This is a genomic window from Paenibacillus melissococcoides, from assembly GCA_944800085.1.
Lineage (GTDB): Bacteria > Bacillota > Bacilli > Paenibacillales > Paenibacillaceae > Paenibacillus_B > Paenibacillus_B melissococcoides.
This window is the reverse complement of record CALYLO010000002.1, coordinates 513,906-531,995: the sequence shown is the minus strand read 5'-3', so window position 1 is coordinate 531,995 and position 18,090 is coordinate 513,906. Positions and strand designations below refer to the sequence as shown.

At 48.1% G+C, this 18,090-nt stretch carries 17 protein-coding genes and 2 pseudogenes; 4 read left to right on the top strand and 15 right to left on the bottom strand.

Going from position 1 to position 18,090, the window contains the following annotated elements; translation table 11 throughout:
• Nucleotides 1-776: 776 nt before the first annotated feature.
• Nucleotides 777-932: an S-layer homology domain-containing protein gene (locus OCY70_RS10655; RefSeq protein ID WP_261944838.1), complete on the top strand. Its 156-nt coding sequence runs from the start codon at nucleotides 777-779 to the stop codon at nucleotides 930-932.
• 489 nt (nucleotides 933-1,421) lie between these two features.
• Here the strand turns inward: OCY70_RS10655 and OCY70_RS10650 are convergent.
• The 9 genes and pseudogenes from OCY70_RS10650 to OCY70_RS10615 all read right to left on the bottom strand — a co-directional run bounded on the left by OCY70_RS10650 (nucleotide 1,422) and on the right by OCY70_RS10615 (nucleotide 9,534).
• Nucleotides 1,422-2,598: pseudogene (locus OCY70_RS10650) on the bottom strand (IS256 family transposase).
• Between the two features lie 224 nt (nucleotides 2,599-2,822).
• Nucleotides 2,823-3,055, bottom strand: a pseudogene (locus tag OCY70_RS10645) (hypothetical protein); the annotation flags it as partial.
• A gap of 122 nt (nucleotides 3,056-3,177) precedes the next feature.
• A complete protein-coding gene (locus OCY70_RS35750) occupies nucleotides 3,178-3,378 on the bottom strand; it encodes a hypothetical protein (RefSeq protein ID WP_306433942.1) in 201 nt (66 codons plus the stop codon).
• The gene (locus OCY70_RS10640; protein WP_306433943.1) at nucleotides 3,375-4,598 is read right to left on the bottom strand and encodes an ABC transporter substrate-binding protein; all 1,224 of its coding nucleotides are present in this window, start codon (nucleotides 4,596-4,598) and stop codon (nucleotides 3,375-3,377) included. Before OCY70_RS10640 ends, OCY70_RS35750 begins: the two co-directional genes overlap by 4 nt.
• 270 nt (nucleotides 4,599-4,868) lie before the next feature.
• Nucleotides 4,869-5,690 carry a hypothetical protein gene (locus OCY70_RS10635; RefSeq protein WP_213428791.1) on the bottom strand — a complete coding sequence of 274 codons (822 nt, stop codon included), beginning with the start codon at nucleotides 5,688-5,690 and terminating at the stop codon, nucleotides 4,869-4,871.
• Nucleotides 5,691-5,922: 232 nt separating this feature from the next.
• The gene (locus OCY70_RS10630; RefSeq protein ID WP_213428793.1) at nucleotides 5,923-6,744 is read right to left on the bottom strand and encodes a GNAT family N-acetyltransferase; all 822 of its coding nucleotides are present in this window, start codon (nucleotides 6,742-6,744) and stop codon (nucleotides 5,923-5,925) included.
• Between the two features lie 18 nt (nucleotides 6,745-6,762).
• Nucleotides 6,763-7,923 (bottom strand): GNAT family N-acetyltransferase, encoded by a 1,161-nt coding sequence (locus tag OCY70_RS10625; RefSeq protein ID WP_249725197.1) that lies wholly within the window; start codon nucleotides 7,921-7,923, stop codon nucleotides 6,763-6,765.
• 234 nt (nucleotides 7,924-8,157) lie between these two features.
• Nucleotides 8,158-8,493, bottom strand: a complete 336-nt coding sequence (locus OCY70_RS10620) for a proline dehydrogenase family protein (protein WP_390905247.1) — start codon at nucleotides 8,491-8,493, stop codon at nucleotides 8,158-8,160.
• Nucleotides 8,494-8,727: 234 nt separating this feature from the next.
• A complete protein-coding gene (locus OCY70_RS10615; protein ID WP_213428794.1) occupies nucleotides 8,728-9,534 on the bottom strand; it encodes a helix-turn-helix domain-containing protein in 807 nt (268 codons plus the stop codon).
• Nucleotides 9,535-10,408: 874 nt separating this feature from the next.
• On the opposite strand from OCY70_RS10615, the gene OCY70_RS10610 reads away from it, so the two are divergent.
• The 3 genes from OCY70_RS10610 (at nucleotide 10,409) to OCY70_RS10600 (ending at nucleotide 11,742) form a co-directional block, all read left to right on the top strand.
• On the top strand, nucleotides 10,409-10,984 hold the full coding sequence (locus OCY70_RS10610; RefSeq protein ID WP_213428796.1) for a VanZ family protein: 576 nt from the start codon (nucleotides 10,409-10,411) through the stop codon (nucleotides 10,982-10,984).
• Nucleotides 10,985-11,149: 165 nt separating this feature from the next.
• Nucleotides 11,150-11,563: a hypothetical protein gene (locus OCY70_RS10605; RefSeq protein ID WP_261948762.1), complete on the top strand. Its 414-nt coding sequence runs from the start codon at nucleotides 11,150-11,152 to the stop codon at nucleotides 11,561-11,563.
• Nucleotides 11,524-11,742 (top strand): hypothetical protein, encoded by a 219-nt coding sequence (locus tag OCY70_RS10600; RefSeq protein ID WP_261944836.1) that lies wholly within the window; start codon nucleotides 11,524-11,526, stop codon nucleotides 11,740-11,742. The genes OCY70_RS10605 and OCY70_RS10600 overlap by 40 nt, the downstream gene beginning before the upstream one ends.
• Before the next feature lie 145 nt (nucleotides 11,743-11,887).
• On the opposite strand, the gene OCY70_RS10595 is transcribed toward OCY70_RS10600, so the two are convergent.
• The 6 genes from OCY70_RS10595 to OCY70_RS10570 all read right to left on the bottom strand — a co-directional run bounded on the left by OCY70_RS10595 (nucleotide 11,888) and on the right by OCY70_RS10570 (nucleotide 18,038).
• A complete protein-coding gene (locus OCY70_RS10595) occupies nucleotides 11,888-12,097 on the bottom strand; it encodes a hypothetical protein (protein WP_213428800.1) in 210 nt (69 codons plus the stop codon).
• 408 nt (nucleotides 12,098-12,505) lie between these two features.
• Nucleotides 12,506-13,411, bottom strand: coding sequence for a triphosphoribosyl-dephospho-CoA synthase CitG (gene citG / locus OCY70_RS10590; RefSeq protein ID WP_261944835.1), 906 nt, complete (start codon nucleotides 13,409-13,411; stop codon nucleotides 12,506-12,508).
• A 35-nt stretch (nucleotides 13,412-13,446) separates the two neighbouring features.
• Nucleotides 13,447-15,144, bottom strand: a complete 1,698-nt coding sequence (locus tag OCY70_RS10585; protein ID WP_213428803.1) for an NAD-dependent malic enzyme — start codon at nucleotides 15,142-15,144, stop codon at nucleotides 13,447-13,449.
• The gene (gene citX / locus OCY70_RS10580; protein WP_249725201.1) at nucleotides 15,116-15,730 is read right to left on the bottom strand and encodes a citrate lyase holo-[acyl-carrier protein] synthase; all 615 of its coding nucleotides are present in this window, start codon (nucleotides 15,728-15,730) and stop codon (nucleotides 15,116-15,118) included. The genes OCY70_RS10585 and citX overlap by 29 nt, the downstream gene beginning before the upstream one ends.
• Nucleotides 15,727-16,767, bottom strand: a complete 1,041-nt coding sequence (citC, locus tag OCY70_RS10575; RefSeq protein WP_213428804.1) for a [citrate (pro-3S)-lyase] ligase — start codon at nucleotides 16,765-16,767, stop codon at nucleotides 15,727-15,729. Before citC ends, citX begins: the two co-directional genes overlap by 4 nt.
• A gap of 110 nt (nucleotides 16,768-16,877) precedes the next feature.
• Entirely contained in the window at nucleotides 16,878-18,038 is a 1,161-nt protein-coding gene (locus OCY70_RS10570) for an NAD(P)-dependent malic enzyme (protein ID WP_213428806.1), read from the bottom strand.
• Nucleotides 18,039-18,090: the final 52 nt, after the last annotated feature.

Here is an 18,090-nt window from a genome sequence, read left to right as displayed (position 1 = left end):
CATTTTTTGATTCTTGAGGCTCCACCTTTTCCTAGTTACTGGTTAGCCGAATCTTTTGACCAACTTCACCACTCGACACATGTCTGCGAGGTATAAGGAAATAAGTTGTGATGTTTTTTCTCGGTCCACCATGTCAGCGGTAGTCCTCTTCCTTTTCTAAACCCAGCCGGACAAACGAGCGTTCCCGTCAAGCATCGAAAAAACATTAAGGGCAGAAACGTGGCCATAAACTCGCCGACTAAACAAATGCTTTAAATCGAAAAGTGGCTGTGAAGGCTTTCTTGGAAAGAACGGAGAGAGTGGTAGCAATAAGAGAACAGGAGAAAAGCACGGTTCGATGTTTCGTAGGACAGTACCCGCAATTTGCTGGACATGGGTAACAGTCATAATGCTCATCGTACACGTATTCATGCTTTTTAAAGAAGCCTTCTTTCGTTGAAGATGGGTATAGAGCAGGACAGGACGAATTTCTTGTTATTGCAGAGCTGGCGTAATGTAACCTGCATCCGCCGCAACCGCTTGTGGAGCTGGAGCCAGACGAGCAACCTCATCTCTTGAAAAGCATCAATGGCTTTGGTCATTAAAGCAGTTTGTTATGGGGCGGTTGTTTTGCCTTGAAGAAAACTACTACATCAAGAAATACTATACTCAAAAATGTAAGTATTCCGAGAGGAAGTTGAGATCTAACGACTGGGTTGAGAAAAAAGTATAGGGGTTGTTAAATACCAACTTAATATGCAGAGTACAAAACGGAAAAGGCGGAAGCTTGAGCTGCGGTGCCGATAGGACATTGGGTAGAGGCCTCGATCCGAAGAGTGATGGACGCGGGGATTATGGGCGGACGTAACACGGGATTCGCCCCCAATGAACCGATTACGCGGGCTGAGATGGCCGTGATAATTGATCGGCTTTTGAAGCAGGCTGAGAAATAGATTATATTGAAGATGTCGGTTACCCGATGCAAAAAAGAGCCGTTGAGGAAAGAATACCACGGCTCTTTCTATTCACTATTAGGCGCATCTCTAAAAACGGAGTCTAAAATTAAATTCAGATGCTGGTGAAAAGGAGCTCTGCTGGCATTGTGCTGGTGGGGCTCCTTCTTTACTGCAAATCAAACATATACGGCAAAAGCCCCGGGATTATTCCGAGGCTTTCTTCTTACGGGTATACACGGGGTGGAGCATGGTCGATGGTACTCCACAAAAATGAGTAATTACCAAAAATGTCTTTCACAACAATGTCTTCTCCGTTTTTTGCACACGATCAACACTTTCTGCCCTTCTTTAAGAATAACCTTGATTGCTTTACGATGATGTCGCATCCCTTTTCTAAACTACAATATGAGAAAGTACTTCAAATGATTGGACCAGTATCACGACCAGTTAATTAGGGCATACCTATTATGGTTCCTTGCCTCCTTATCAGTGGGTCGTCTTTAGGGCGGCTTTTTTCTTATTTCTAAAGCTCCACTTTTCATCTATCTCCATTAGTAAAGCTCCAAGTAATCGGTATGCAGAATCGCGGTTTGGAAAGATACGAATCACACGCTCACGACGCCGTACTTCCTCGTTTAAACGCTCTTGGCTGTTTGTCGTACGCAGACGTTTTCGGTACTTCTCTGGAATCGACATTACCGCCGTAGCATCGTCGAAACCTTGCTCCAGTATACGCATCGCTCGCTCCGCTTTCTCACTGTATGTCTCTAACGTTTTATCCAGCAATAGCCGAACTGTCTCCAAGTCCGGAGCATCTAAAACGCCTCGGATGGCACGGTGCACATCTTCCTTGAGACTTTTCGGTGTTGCGTCCAGCACATTACGAATAAAGTGCGTCTGGCATCGCTGCCATGTAACCCCCTGAAAATGCTGACGGATCGCACGCACAAGCCCGCCATGCTGGTCAGACACGATGTAATCCACGCCCCGTAACCCACGTTGCTTCAGTTCCTGGAAGAAGGCCCCCCACGTCTCTTCCGATTCCGAATCGCCGAGCATGTGCCCAAGCACTTCTCGTGTTCCGCCGGTATTGACTCCTGTTGCGATCAAAAGTCCACGAGAGCGTACACGACCGTCTTCACGTACCTTCAAGTACATGGCGTCTACTAGCACAAATGGAAATGGGCTGTCACCAAGTGGACGATGGCTCCAAGCTTGTACGATGGGATCAAGCTTCTTACATAACTCGCTCACCGTAGACTTTGAGAATTCGGCGCCACACAGTTCCTCGGTAATCTGCGACACCTTGCGAGTAGAGACACCATTGACAACCATCTCCATTAAGGCTAATACAAAAGCTTGCTCGCTTCGTTGGTATCCGGCAAATAAATTCGTAGAGAACCTGCCATCCCGGATACGTGGAATATGAAGCGTAAGCGTGCCTACACGTGTTGTGAGCTTATGCGGGTATGTCCCATTCCGATATCCCTTTGCGCTCCTCTGCTCGCTCATAACGTTCTGCATCCAACTGTTCGGTCACCTGCGCTTGTAAGACTTGATTCAATACGGATTCCAGCAGCTTGGCTACACCCGCATCTTTACGATCTACAATAAATAATTGCTGCAAAATATTCGAATCTACGTTAATCTGATATTGAGCCATTTTCAAATCCACCTCATTAGTTTGTTGTGTCAGCAACTACATTCTACTTGAGGGGTTTGAACATGGCTCTCTTCATTTATTGGAAGAAGCTATTTTACACAATTATACGGACTCAACTTATGAAGGATAAGGAATGGTTTGAGGAGCTGATTGAGGTAGTGCCAGTAGCTGACACCACCCGCAAGTGAATAGATATTTACGTATTCAATATCAAGTAGTCATTATTATAGTAGTTTGATAGAACAATTATCAGAGCCTATTAAATTACAAATTTGAATGCCTAATAAAACAACCACCCAGGGCGGTTCTTTCCAGAAGACCAGCATAATAAACAAAATGCAGCCAGCGCAAAATCTACAGGAGGCAAAATCGCAGTGGTACACAACGGATTATAGAGTGCGGCGAGCAAGATGCCTACGACCGCCGCATTAATACAGATCAAAGCGCCTGTCAGCTCTAACACACCAGTATAAAAGCTCAATCCGTCGTTAGGCTTATAGAGAGCCCACAATTCTTCCTCCTTTTTGTTCTTATACATCCAATCCAGTGCTTCGTCGACCGTTTTCCATTTGGCTTTCTTCACGGTCGCCCTTTGCTCAGCGGCACCTTGGCCTGCTCCTTCGCTTTAGCCGCCTCTCGCGCCTTCTGGAGGGCCGCATTGCCTTCGGTCTCGATGGCGGCTACGGCTTCCTTCGCAGACTTGCCGTTCTCGACCATCGCCTTCAATTCCTTAATGATAATGTTCGAGAAGGCCATGAGGAATCCGTCCGGGGGGTTCACGTTCGAGCCCCCCATACGGACCCGCCCGAAGCTTTCGGCCGCAGCATATAGAAGGGTTCCGTGCTTTTGCCGTCTACCTCTTTCATACAATCCATCCTTGTCGGCAGTTGACCCCGGAAGGAACGGGAAGCGGCCTTCGTCATTTCTGCTGGACCGTTCACGAACTTCACGAATTCCCAAGCCGCCCGCTTGTTCGGGGAATCGGCCGCGATCGCATAGATAGAAGAACCCAACATCGTAAAGGCGGATTCCTCCGGCGAAGCCGGAGCGACGGGAGCCGTAACAAAGTCCCAATTGACTTCTTGGATGTCGCTGCCATACTTCGGCTGATTCCGAAGCTCGCTCAGGAGCCAGCCCGATCCGAACATCATCGCGACTTTGCCTTTGAAGAACTGCTCTGTCTGCCAAGAATACATCGTATTTTCTTTTTCCGGCTCCAGAGAAACAGTATAGACCGCTTTACTGCGAATCGCCTTGGCTGTCAGCTCCATCGCTTCCTTCCAGCCGTCCGTGTTGAACGTGATCTTCTCCCCCTTCGCATCGAATACCCGGAGCGACGAACTGCTTGCCACATTAAAAAGCATGTCGTCGGCATTGCCGAATTCATCAGACAGTCCATAAATCCGATCGTCCCCGGAACTGAGGCTCGCGAAGCGGCTCGACAATTCGATCAGTTCTTTCCAGCTCATCTGATTGCGCGGCGGGTCAATCTGATGTTCTCGGAACAGATCGGCATTATAGTAGACGACCGAGGTATTAAAGTACGGAGCCAAGCCGTATAACGAGCCGCGGCCGCGTTCCCGAAGCATCTCGACGAGCCCGGGCATATATCCGTCCAGATCGAATTTCTCCTGCTCGATCACCGTGTCCAGATTGTACAGCTTCCCTTCCTGCGCCAGTTTCTCGAAACTGTACAAACTGGTCATAATGACATCCGGCTTATGTTTCTCGATAAATTTGAGATATTCCTCCTCATAGCTCGTCCCGTTTTTCTGCATATCCAGATAGATTGTCCCCGTGTTGATGACCTCGAACTCAATATTGGGATACTTCATATAGAAGTTGTTCCCGTAATCGCTGTAAAAGATGTCCTCGTCATAATAGAGCACTTTAATTTTCGCCTTGCCCTCGGAGTCCATCGCGAACTTCCCGCCCAAGCAGCCCCCCAGCAAAGAAATCACCGCAAGCAGCAGTATGGCAACCTTCCATTTCTTTCTCAATCCGTTCTTCTCCTTTTCGTTATGGTCGCGGTTTCCCCGCAGACTTCCCGTTCTCGATCATCTCCTTCAGTTCCTTAATGATCAGGTTTGAGCAGTTCCTACGGAAGCCGTACAGGAATTCACGTTCGAGCTCCCGCCACAGGGACCTTCTCAATGCCTTCGGCCGCATCAGATAGAAAGAATCCAAGTTTTTCCGTCCACCTCTTTCATGTAGTCAAACAGTAATTCCGGCCTTTCTTAGTCCTGTTATAATTAAGATATAGCTGCTTATTATTTCTCCTTTGCAATGATTGTTTCTGCGATGTCCATCAGTTCTTCCTTCCCGACTTCGCTCATGATCCGGAATCTGATTTTCCCGTCGGCGCTGTTCCATTCAAGAATGTTCCATACAAGAACCTCATTATCTAGCTTATCGATATGTGTAATGTATACCGCTTCGGTTCCGCCAATTTCGAGCAATTCCCGGCTTACTTTCATTTCAGGCGGTAGGGTAGCCCCTTCGGGCTGCTCTTCTTCGGGCAGCTCTTCTTTATACTCCGCGATTATTGTGATATCTTTGTTGCCCCTTCCATTTCCCTTTCCGTAGATCAACTGCGAGCTACCGGACACATCCCAAGTCAGCTTTTTGACATAATATTTTTCTCCCTTCTTTGCCGCCTCCGCCTTCAGTTGTTTCTGAATCTGCTTATACTCTTTGCCAAAACGTTGAGGTTCTTGAGAGTAAACCATCCCCACCTTGAACTGGTAGCCATCCGGCAGATTACCCGGTTCCGGGATAGCCGGACCCTTGTATTCAGCTTGCTTTTTCGCAAATTCTTTGTAGCTCTTCAGCTCTAACACACCAGTATAAAAGCTCAATCCGTCGTTAGGATTATAGAGAGCCCACAATCCTTCCTTTTTTTGGTTCTTATACATCCAATCCAGTGCTTCGTCCACCGTTTTCCATTTGGATTTCTTCACGGCAAGCGCCTTCTCCGTCTTGTTCGCTGCGGTCGACGCCGCCGCGGGAAGCGCGGCTGTCACTCCGGATGAGAGTGCTCCTAGCAGCATCAGACCTGCGATCGTGGCAGTAATGTTTTTCTTGTTCAACATTCCATATTCTCCTTTCGGGCATTGCCCTTTCGTATTCGCTCATTAGGTATATTAAATGGTTACTGAAATTTTAATAATGTGAGTTTTAGTTAATTGCTAATTTTTTCTTCTATTATCTTAAAAGCCTCATACTGCCATGCTATCGCTTTTTAAAATAGGGATCGGAGTATTTGTAATACCTGTATGTTGGTTATAGCTCATTAACGTCCAACCACTTTCCAGAGGAATTAACCTAAAACTCGAATTCAAACGTCTTGCGCTTATATGCAAATTCAAACCCGAGTTTCGCCCCTAAACGAAGAGACTCCTTATTCGTCTCAAGTGCTGACCAGTGCGGGGTTATGCCAGTTACCAGACAATGCTCCAAATACGCGGCGCTCGCTAGTGTGGCGAAACCTTTATTCATGTCTTCGTCGTTATATGTTTCTACACTAATTTCATGATCTTGGCCATTTACACAGCAAGAAAGACATGCGCTAATAATTTGGTTGCCCTTCACCACGCAGTAGCCTAAACCTATCTTAAGAAACTCGTCGATCGAGTACCAAAATTCATTCAAGACCTCGGAGAGGATTTCTTCGTTCTTGATCATTGCTTTATCGATTCTTCGGATCGCATATCCGGCCGGCAACGGCTTAAAGGCGCTTTTGAAAGTATGGAAGCGTTTCGCATTGAATGCGTGGTACCACTCAAAATCCGTCTCGTAATTCCGATGCGAAATGGCTTTCTCTATCGCTTGCCCCCAAGCATCATCGCTTACAACCGCCAGAAAATAAGTGCCGCCGCAGGATTCCAACGTATCGATCTTCAATTGATTATCGATGAAGTCCGGCAGCGGACGAAGAAAGTCCTCGTTCGCAGGATCTCCAATGAACATTGTGATCGTTCCGGTAACGTCGATCATAGCCGTACGCGGATGCTCCGGGTTATCCACGTAAACGGTGCCGCGGTTATTGCCATTAATGACAGCGTTTAACGTCAAGTCGCAGGACTGGTCGTTTTTTAGCAACGGCCTTATTTTGTCGTGATCGTTTTTATGGAGTTGGCTAATCACGATGAGGCTCACTCCTTCTTAATGTAGCTTTTTCTTGAGAAAATACTGTTTGATTCCGTTCGGATAGTCGTCCAGAATGCCAAAAATTTCATACCCCATGATCTGATAGAAATACGGAGATTGATAGCTAAAAGTCGAGGTATGCGCAAAAGTGCAGCCCATTTCCTTGCCGGCACTTTCCGCCTTCGCGATCATCGCCTTGCCGTATCCTTTGCCACGGTAATCATCCGCAATCCAGAACATATCGATATACAAGCAATAGTTGTACGTTTCGCAAAAGATACCGCCAATCACTTGTCCGGACTTATCCTTTAAAAATAAATAGACGTCATGCTCCGGTTTTTTGAGCAATCCTTGTGATGCTTTGGCATTGTAATCGTACAGGTTGTCCGCTATATAATCATAATCTTTTTCACTGTAGTCGTAGCTTATTTTGATCTCTCCGTCTAACAAGGGTTCCTCCATCCAAGCATCTCCTTCACAAGATGAACAAAACCGGTTCTCTGGTTCTACCAGCCGACTGCAAAGTTTAAATCGATGACTACTTGGTAAGCAGGAAAGCGCCGCATCGATTCGCTCGCATACAACGGGAGGCAAAGGAATCGGATCATTTCGGCGACCCTCCTGCATTAAAATCGGGTCATACATCATTCTCCTATCGTGTGGGGATTCAAGGACTTCCGCCAGTAGCTCGCGAGCCCGATGCAACCGGGATTTTATTGTGCCTTCCGGAACGCCAAGCAACTTCGCGATTCGCTTAATCGGAACATCCTCATAATAATAAAGCTGGATGACGATCTTAAGGTGATCCTCCAAATACGCTACCGCTTCTTTCAACTCAATTGCCTCATAAGGAACTTCCGCGGCTGTACAATTCCATTTGGATTGATCAATGATCCGCATCCGTTTTTGTGCCCGCAGCAACTGGATGCATTCGTTAATCAGAATACGAGATAACCATGATTTGAAATAGGCCGGCTCTCTCAAGGTGCTTATGCTCCTGAACGATTTGAAAATCGTTTCCTGTACCGCATCGGCGCAATCCTCCTCGTGATTCAGGTATGTACGTGCCAAGTGATACAGATAATTCTTATGAGCCTGAATCAACCTGATGAAGGCGTCGGTATCTCCATGAATGGCCAGGCCAATATCTTGCTGAAAATCGTGTTTAAAAGTCACATCTTGAAACCTCCTGCTTCTGCGCTTGATTTTGAATACATAGACTTAGATGTAGAAAGAAGTTCATTGGTTCATGAAAAACAAAATTTCAAAAAATATAAATCACAAACCACTTCTAAAACAAAGCAAGTAAAACATCAGCCCGACATTTTAAACCTCTCCTTAACATGCACCCTCACTCAAACTGTGGATAGACGTTGAGAGAATAGAGTCCCTTGGTGTTAGACTCAGTTTTCATTCATACTCCAGCGCGGAATCTACCTTTCCGGCGTCCGTAATGTGGAGGAATGCTTGGAATAGATTAGGCGGATATTCGGCGATCCGGTGGCATAGATACAAATACCATTCATGGCCATACGTTAAATAAAGGCGAACCGGATAGCCCGCCTTCTTCAATTGGCTGCACAAATCCAGCCGAATTCCGTATAACATCTCGAACTCAACGCCCGGCTCATGGATCCATCCCCGCTTGATGACCTCATCAATGAGAGACTCATCATGTGTGGCGATCGACACCCGATGGCCTCTGCGAATGGCCTGATCCACAAGCTGAACATATCGCTCATTCAGGGCGGCCGCTCCTTCCCCGTTACATGCTGTGCTGCGGCTCGCTGCAGCAGCTGGTAGATGACCGGCGTCTGCTAGAATAGGTCTTCACATCAGGCCGGCGGGCAATGGACTTCAACGCCCCGGCAAATTTTTTTTCCAAATCAATCGTTGTCACTCTCAGTGGTCCCCTCTCTTGTCTTATAGATCCAATGTACAATAGGACAGGAGGAGAGGATTGTAAAAAATTGCGCTTATCTATACGGACATGGCATAAGTTTGAGGTGTTGCCCCTACGATTTTGGCAAAGGCTTTCGCAAAATGGCTCTGATCATAGAAGCCGGTGTCCACCGCAATTTCGGCAATGGGCCGCCGATTTTTCAATTCCTTCTTGGCATGATTGATGCGCAGCAGATTTTGATACGCATGTGGCGGCACATGCGTGCTTTTCTTGAACATGCGAATGAGATGATATCGGCTGATCCCGGCTTTCTGCTCCAACGTTTCCAGGGTGATCCGATCCGTATAATGCGCATGGATATATTCCTTGATCAGATTGACGTACTTCGGTTCCAGCATGCCATAAGGCTCATGCGTCAGATCGGATGCATGCTTGCTTACGAGCTTGTGCATCATTTCGATTAACGCCGTTTCGATTTCGAGCGGTGAACCGTTCCGGGTCAGTGCCCCCATAGTACGATTGAGCAGCTTGCTGCAGGCTTTATTCTTCTCCTTTTCGAGCAAGAACGGAATATGAAGCCGGTTGATATCGGGCAGTTCAAGCTGAGCGAACCATTCCGGCTTAATGAACAGCATTTTGTATTTCCATTGTGCATTGTTAGCAGGCTGACAGGCGTGGAGAATGAGCGGCGGAAAGCTGATCATTCGTCCCGTCTCTACGCGCCACAAGACGCCATCACACCAAGCATGCGTCTCGCCTTCATCGATTAAACCGATGGAATACTCCTCATGAAAATGCTTCTGATATGACAGGTCATTCTTATGGCATCGCTTTACCTCCAGAAAAGGCAACGCGTCGTCTCGGTAAAAGGTTATATCAGTCATGTGCAAGCCTCCATATGAGAATAAACTGGATCACCAGGCCATTGCCTGATTTGTACGTACCAGTTTAACATAATCGTTACAGTTATTGGGAACTGTGTACGTGTAACCACCTGCCCACCAGCCGCTTTTCCGCCTTTGTTATCCCTAGGTTTGCACCTCTCAGAATCAAAAATAATTCATAAATGGAATGGCCAATCTGAACTGAGTTTAATTATGTACTTCGTTTCCGTCACAGCAGGATATAATTTAATGGGGAAATGGCCCAGTTGTTCGAGACAGGCCGCTTTGGTAACATATTTCTAAGAGTTACTTGACTTTACTGAAAAATCGTCAGTTCACTTCTTCTCGGTTTCCCGCGGAAGTCCGCTTCGCCCTCACGCTGAATGGCGGATGCCCATCACCGTTCGTCACAGAGGCAAAAGGATAAGGAATATCCCTCATTTGGGGTAGAACCAATATTTTTACGTAAAATCCATACTAAGAAAATTTCTGGAATGGAAAAGCCGATTTTTTATTGAACAGACTTTTTCTAAGGCTACTGAGGATTTTTTAGTATGACTCCACATAAATTGTTCACACAAATATTGTGACTTTTCTACATGATAATCCCTCGGTGTACGGTGTAAGTTAGAATAAATTTTGAGAAAATAGTTTTGTTTTTCCATGAACCAAAAAGCTTCTTTTTATATCTAACTTATGGAACCAAAAATCAAGCGCGGGAATAATAAGGGGGGTATCATACAAGATTTTCATCAGGATGTTGGGCGTGCCATCTGTGGAATCACCTAGATAGTTTTGTATATTGAAAAAGGATCCGCATCTTTTATTATTTTAATATATTAGAATCATTTTAATTAGGAGAGAAAGACCGAATATGATTGGTTTTGTTTTTGATTTACATCTTCCCGTATTTATAGGCATTTATACAGTTGTTTTTTCTATTTTTTTAGCAAGTATGAAAATTAGGAAAAAGAAGTTTGAATTTTATAGAGTATTGCTTCAAGGTGCCTTTATTTTTTACATACTTGCCTTAATGAAATTAGTTTATCTCCCCATCCGCGTATTGTTTGGAGATCATAATTTAAGTCAACCGACTATTTATGATTTCATGCAATTAATTCCATTTAAAACTATAGAAACTACATTGAATCACCATAACTATATACAGGTTTATGGTAATTTGCTGTTGTTATTTCCCCTTCCTATTTTACTACAATTGATTTTTAAGAAGTTTTCCTTCTTTAAATCCTTTTTAATCGTACTATCTGTAACTGTATTTATAGAAATTACTCAATTTGGTATTGATTTATTAACGAATTATCCGAACAAAGTCATGGATATTGATGACGTCATTCTAAACACGTTAGGGGGAATAATTGGCTGGTTTTTTTATGAAACATATGCCGCGTTTAGGGAACGCCCCACCCTCGAAAGAAATAGAAAAGTATAATGAAAAACACTAGCGTTGCATCAATCTTTTTACGAAAATTTCTATCCCATAAGTCTCCATATTTGTAACTTATCGAACTATATTCGTGGACAAAAATAAAGAAATCTCCTATTGTTGAGTTACCCTAAACGTTATCCATAAAACGCCTCAACAAAGGAGATTTCTATGGACAACGTACCGAATCATAACGTCATTTGTCAATGCCTAAAATGGTTACATGTCCATTCTACTCGACACGAGTCATTGGATTACCGGGCCCAAACGCTCTTTTTCTCGCTCATTGATCGAATCAAGCAACGAACAAAAGGGAAACGCGGCATTACGCCTGGTATTGGCAAACTCAAGCTAATCGATTCATCGGGACTTACACTACCTCCCATTCTCGCGAAATGGTCCTATTGTTCCAAGAGTAGCCATGGCGTGAAGATGCACACCTCCTTGGTCGTTGCGCACTCCAAAACGAGGTATCCAGACATTCAGAAATGGGTAGAGGATAAGACTAAATTGCCGAGATTTATCGAAATCGCTGGCATATTGAGTTGTTTTTTAAATGGGTCAAGCAGCATGTTCGATTGGTAAAACCCCGCGGTTATACGGCCGAAGCGATTTGGAACCAAATGTATATTGCTTTAATCGCGTATGCTCTCTGTTTGCTGATTAAATTAACACTGGACTGTAAAAAGTCGACATGGGACCTCCTCCAGTTGATTCGCATCTATGCGACTTTTTTAGACTTAGCGCGGACATCGCAAATGTAAATACATACCATATATTGATGTTAATTGAAATTAGATTATGAACTAACCGCTCGATGCAACGCTAGTGGTGAAAATTATTGTTATAAATGAGATAATAATACCGACCAGTAATACTCCTTCAAATTACCAAGGCACAGACTATGACTCATTTTTTATAAACATGACAGTTGTTCAAATCATTTTTTTGCCAATGCGTTCCGGAAAGAATACGGAGGACTGCAGCAGCATTTTCCCCCAGTTTTTCACGCGGCCCCGTCTTCGGCGGATGATTCCCGCCAGAACCACCAGAGTCGCCTACTAATCCGGCCAACACATTGCCCCACAGCTTGCCCCAATCGAACTCCGGCGCTCTCAATAAGTCGCGTCATGATACAAAGCGTCGGCGCGCCGAGAGGTATGTGTATGGTTTATCTTCCTCCGACTCATAGTCGTTTTGCAGCAACATTCTGCCTCCATATATCCGAAAAATTGATCATTCCGAAAGCCTCCTTTTAAGACATACTGCCTCCCGACAGTCGCCGTGGGCTCTGAACCGGAGCCGTTGCAGGCGAAGCCGCTTTAAGCGCACGAGTCGCCTCCTTAGCCTAAAAATCTATACATTTATCCCACTAACGCATGATACGTACTCCAGTTGCAGAACTTATGGACTCCTGTCTCTCTCTAAAAAAACTGCAACAGCAAGACCATCAAACGGGATGCTTCCGGTCCAATCTTCATAGAAGATTCCGGAAGGTAAAGCTTCGTATAACGGAAACGGTTATATTTAATCTTCGCGCAGCACAGATGCACGTTCTGTTCCCTCGCTGCAAATGCGGTCCAGCATGATGGTGACCGCGAGCAGGTCCGCCGAACCGCCGGGGCTGATGTTTCGCTTGATGAAGTCCTCGTCCAGCTCGCATACCATTTGTCTGCCCTGGTCCGTCAGCATGCCGCCGGCGTCCAGAACGCGCTGAGCCTGCCCTTGGACAAACGCCAGTGTATCCATGTCGTGTCTGGCGACAATGTTCGTGTCCTCGTTTACGGTCATCAAATGGAGCAGCGTCTGCACGCATCTATCGTTCATATGGCAAGCACCCTGGGATTTTAAATGCCGGAACGCCGGAAGCGAGCAGTTCCTTACGGTAGGAAATCCGTTCTCCACTTCTCCGCGGATTCCTTTCAAGCCGAATTTCCTGTACAGCGTTTCCCCGTTGGTCAGCCCTTCCGTCTTCTTCAAGGAATCCAGCTCGCGCGAGCACAGACCCGCCGTCATCCTGGATATTTGCTCGCAGAGAGCGTCTGCATCCACACGGGCCCTTTGCTGCTCCACCATACAGCAAGCTGCGGCGGCACAAATGATCCCGAGTGAGAACACCAGCCCCTTGTGGGTGTTTACGCCGCCTGTAGCGTCAAACATGGCTTGTTCGGCCGCCATGCCAAGCGGCCGCAGGCTGTTGAAAAGCTCCTGCGGATGGTCCCCGCGAAACTCCGCTCCCAACCGGGCACACTTGACGAAATAGGAAGAAAGGGCGGCAGAGCTTTCCATAAAGGTGAAAAAGTCCATGTCCTTATGCGCGCCACGACTAAACCGGTCAACCAAACCCGGCTTCGGACTGGCGGAAACCTCCAGCAGCAGCGCCAGCACCGCATCTTTTCCCAGCTTCTCGCAAAGCTCAACCTCTGCCATCATAGATCACCTTTCTCCTAAGCCAAAATGGAATTGTTTTATCCGATGTGAGGCTTATAAACCGGCTCCCACATGGCTTTTTGCACCGCTTCTTCGATATGGTCCGTCGGAGCGCCCGCTACGCCATCCTTCATCGCGGCCTTCGCCACCGCAATAGCTACGGCTTTCGACACGCTGCGAAGATCCTCTACCTTGGGCAACAAGGATGCGCCGGGCTTGGTAATATCGACAAGACCGGCTACGGCGGATGCAGCAGCCGTGAACATATTTTCCGTGATCAGCCTGGCTTTCACGACAATGGAGCCAAGGCCGAGGCCGGGAAACACGAACGCGTTATTGGATTGCCCGATCACATACTCCGTTCCTTTATACGCAACAGGCTCAAACGGGCTGCCTGTGGCGATCAGCGCTTTGCCGTCCGTCCGCTCGATCAAGCTGCCCGGCGCCGCTTCCGCTAAAGCTGTCGGGTTCGACATCGGCATGATGATAGGCCGTTCCACGTGCCTCGCCATCTCTTTGACGATTTCTTCCGTGAAAGCGCCGGCCACGCCGGATGTGCCGATCAGAATCGTCGGCTTCACCTGGCGAATGACTTCCAGCAGGGGAATGGTTCCCTTCTCGCAGCGTTTCCAGTCCGCCACTTCATCGGCTTTTCGAACGTAAGGCCGCTGGAATTCCAGTATTCCGTCCATCTCGTCCGTTAGCAGCCCGCGTTGATCAATGGCCCAAAATCTATCGTACGCATCCTCTTCGGAAAGTCCGTCCGCCATCATCGCCCGGCTGATCTGATCGGCATTGCCGGTGCCCGCCGAGCCGGGGCCGAAGACAACGATCCGCTGCTCCCGCAGGGGAACACCCGTGAGCTTGAGTGCCGATAAGATGGCGGCAAGCGTAACCGCGCCCGTGCCCTGAATATCGTCATTGAATGTGAGGATTCGATCCTTCCAGGACTTGATAATGTTGCGGGCGTTCACGATGCCGAAGTCTTCCCAATGAAGCAGGGCGTTCGGGAACCGCTCAAGCGCCTTGGCAATAAAGGTATCGACAAATGCCGTATACCGTTCCCCTGTGATCCGCTCATGACGGTTGCCGATATAAAGCGGGTCCTTGAGCAGCTTCTCGTTATTCGTCCCCGCATCGAGCACGACCGCGAGAACCCGGCCCGGATGGATGCCCGCGGCTGCCGTATAAACCGCCAGCTTCCCGATGCAAATATTAATGCCGCCTACTCCCCAGTCGCCGATCCCCAGGATGCTTTCGGAATCGGTGGCGACAATCAGATCGATATCGTCCGGCTCCGCATCGATATTGGCGAACGTCTCCTCCATGCCGTCGATGTCGTCGATCGAAAGGTACACACCGTCGGGGCTATGGTATTCCAGGCTGTAATTCCGGATCGCTTCCCCAACCGTCGGCGTGTAGATAACGGGCAGCATCTCGCTGATGTGATCGGTCAACAGACGGTAGAACAGAACCGTATTTCGCTTTGCCAGATCGTTCAGCATGATGTTCTGGCGCAGCTTGTTCGGCTGCGCGAGAAATTGCTCATAGGCCCGTGTGGCTTGATCTTCCAAGGTCAGCACGATGGGGGGCAGCAATCCTTCGAGCTTCAATTTCTTGCGCTCTTCCAGCGTAAAGGCCACGCCTTTATTGAGTAACGGCTTGGCGAGAATTTCTTTCCCGCAGACGACGGATGCTTCATCGCGCTCAGCGGTTGGAAGATGTAGAGCTGCCATACGATTTTCCCTCTTTCTTCATATAGTTAACAGACGATTCCGGCGTTCTTGCATGGGCGGCCTCCTTCTGAAAATAATCGTCCGCGATCTTGTGAATAGCGTGCAAAAGCTCGGTTATGGAATGCGCCCTGCTCCGTCCGCATGCGTGCGCGTCCTGTTCGCACAGCAAGCACTTGCGCTTGGGATGACTCAGCTCCTCTCTGGATACGATCGTTCCGTTGCGCCCGATAACGTCCATATCCAGCAACCTGCCCAGGGGATGCAGATTTTCCAGCGTTATGACAAGCTCCTTGACCGCACGTTCATCCGCATCGACGACAATAAATGCTTCGGAGCCCGTCGCAAGGTTATAAGTTTCCAGATAGACCGGAGATATTCGATTCATTGTCAGTCGATGAATCAGGCTCTGATACCCCTCGTGGAAAATTTGCCTGCTCGTCGAAGTGGATTTCCGGGGACCGGGGATGTTTACCGTAAAGGAAATTAACGGCAGCGAGAAGGTCTCCAGAAGTCTTCTTTGTGTGGCCGCCCTGTCTTCGCGGGCCAGCAGCATCTGTTCAAGGGTTACTTCAACCTCTTGCATCATGGCGTCTCTCCCCGAATACGACGAATAATTTCATCGGCCCCCGGCGACATCAGGAACGTGTAGGTCGTGTCCGGAACCAGTTCTTGTACGGCATTCATATCGCCCTTACGAATCAGCTCCCGGACTCTCGATGCGCTGATGGCCACTCCGCCGGCTGCCAATCTCGGCACTTCCTCCACTTCGATTCCGCAGAAAGGAAGCATCTCTTTCATGATCCGGTTATAGGCGCGGGTAACCTCGCAGAACGGTTCTTCGCCTACGAACCTTTTTTCAATCTGCAAAGAAGGCGCGATATATCGGGTAAAAAGGGTAAGGTCAAGCTTGGCATAGGTCTCCGCCACGTCCTCATCCTTCTTCATAAAATAAGACGGAAAGGTAGCGTCGGATATGATATAATCCTTACCCCAATGCAGTACTACGTTGGACAGATGCTTGATCCCGTCCTGCACCAGCCTGTATCTGATTTCCGACGGAAAAATCGACCTGTCCTCCCGGACGACGAATACATGCAGCCTATTGTACCTGGCGGCGGCATATTCAATCAAGTGCCGGTGTCCTAATGTAAACGGGTTGCAGTTGACGACTATCGCCGCCGAAGGAACCGCTTCGCCGGATTCGCGAAGGGCGTTATCGAGATACTTTTGTACGCCGTCCCTTCGATTCTCCAGCAGCACGATTTCAGGCGGCACTTCGGCGATCGCATGAAAGCCGAGCCCGGAAAATATCCGCTTGTTCTCAGGCTTGGTAAAAATAAACAGGTGCGTCCGGCCTCTCCGGTATTCTTCGTTCACCAGATGCGTGACGACCCGGGCCGAAAGCCCTTGGCTTTTATATTCGTCATCGACGGCGATGCATTTCAGCACCCTGCCGGAGAAGGAGCCCGTGGCCACCATTCGGCCATCGTCCACGATGGCCACGGCATATTCCATTTCTTTGTCCACCGTCAGTCCCTGCGTGCCAAGGAACGCCTGGAGCCTGCTGATATCACGCCCGGATTCCAACCTTAGAACCTGTTCCTGCAGTTGATCTGTCCACATGGCATTCTCTCCAATAAAGGAAGCGCGTCCTGCCCCTGTATAGGTATGGACGAATACGCACCCATATTTGTCCCGCCGCTGGAGCCGCGGGAGGGCCGATTATTGTCTTGCTACCCCTGTTGCCGGGCAACCGTTTTGACCGCTTCGCTGACGGCGGCACTTACTCTTTTATCCAGTGCGTCCGGGACGATATATTGCTCGTTCAGCTCATCATCCTGCACCAATTCGGCAATTCCTTTGGCGGCGGCGATCTTCATTTCATCGGTAATAGCGACTGCTTTGACATCCAGAGCGCCTCTGAATATACCCGGGAACACCAGCAGGTTGTTGATCTGATTGTGGAAATCCGATCTGCCGGTGGCCACGATTCTTGCGCCGCCCTGAAACGCTTCATCCGGCAAAATTTCCGGAACCGGGTTGGCAAGCGCGAAAATAATGCTGTCCGGATTCATCGTTTGCACCATTTCTTTCGTTAGCACGCCTTCCACCGACGCTCCAATAAATACGTCCTTGCCTTTGATGATCTGTTCAAGCGGGCCCGTTTCGAGGCTTCGGTTCGTAGCCATCGCTATACTCTTCTGTGCTTCGTTAATGGAATCGTCGTTCTCGACAATGGCCCCGTTGATATCGCACAATACGATATGCTTGGCTCCGGCTGCAAGCAATAGCTTCGCAATGGCGATTCCTGATGCGCCTGCGCCGTTGATCAAGATGTTTACGCTAGCAAGCGGCTTATTGACGATCTTTAGCGCGTTGTACAAGCCGGCCAATACCGCGATGGCCGTGCCGTGCTGATCGTCGTGATAGACCGGAATATTGAGCAGCTCTTTCAGCTTGTCTTCGATATAGAAGCATTCCGGGGCTTTAATGTCTTCCAGATGAATGCCGCCGAAGCCCGGAGCGATGACTTGAATGGTTCTGACAATCTCATCCGGATCATAGCTGTCGATACAGATCGGATACGCATCCACGCCGCCGAATTCCTTAAGCAGCAGCGCCTTGCCTTCGATTACCGGCAATCCCGCCTCCGGACCGATATCGCCAAGCCCTAAAACCGCCGTGCCGTTCGTAAGAATGGCAACAGTGCTGCCTTTGATCGTATACTCGTAAGCTTTGCTTTTGTCTTTGGCGATTTCTTTGCATGGCTCGGCTACTCCCGGCGTATACGCAATAGCCAGATCATTTTTGTTGTTAATGGGCATTTTTCCCGCGATTTGCAGCTTTCCGTTGCTCTCCTTATGCGCTTTTAACGCCATTTCTTTTATGCTCATTGGTTTATTTCATATTGAACACCAGGTTCAATACGACCTCCTCTTCGATAGG

Excerpts from the sequence above, each read along its gene's own strand:
- OCY70_RS10635 (WP_213428791.1), bottom strand. The coding sequence starts at position 5,690 with ATGTTGAACAAGAAAAACATTACTGCCACGATCGCAGGTCTGATGCTG.
- OCY70_RS10615 (WP_213428794.1), bottom strand. The coding sequence starts at position 9,534 with ATGACTGATATAACCTTTTACCGAGACGACGCGTTGCCTTTTCTGGAG.
- OCY70_RS10610 (WP_213428796.1), top strand. The coding sequence starts at position 10,409 with ATGATTGGTTTTGTTTTTGATTTACATCTTCCCGTATTTATAGGCATT.
- OCY70_RS10605 (WP_261948762.1), top strand. The coding sequence starts at position 11,150 with ATGGACAACGTACCGAATCATAACGTCATTTGTCAATGCCTAAAATGG.
- citG (WP_261944835.1), bottom strand. The coding sequence starts at position 13,411 with ATGATGGCAGAGGTTGAGCTTTGCGAGAAGCTGGGAAAAGATGCGGTG.
- OCY70_RS10585 (WP_213428803.1), bottom strand. The coding sequence starts at position 15,144 with ATGGCAGCTCTACATCTTCCAACCGCTGAGCGCGATGAAGCATCCGTC.
- citX (WP_249725201.1), bottom strand. The coding sequence starts at position 15,730 with ATGATGCAAGAGGTTGAAGTAACCCTTGAACAGATGCTGCTGGCCCGC.
- citC (WP_213428804.1), bottom strand. The coding sequence starts at position 16,767 with ATGTGGACAGATCAACTGCAGGAACAGGTTCTAAGGTTGGAATCCGGG.
- OCY70_RS10570 (WP_213428806.1), bottom strand. The coding sequence starts at position 18,038 with ATGAGCATAAAAGAAATGGCGTTAAAAGCGCATAAGGAGAGCAACGGA.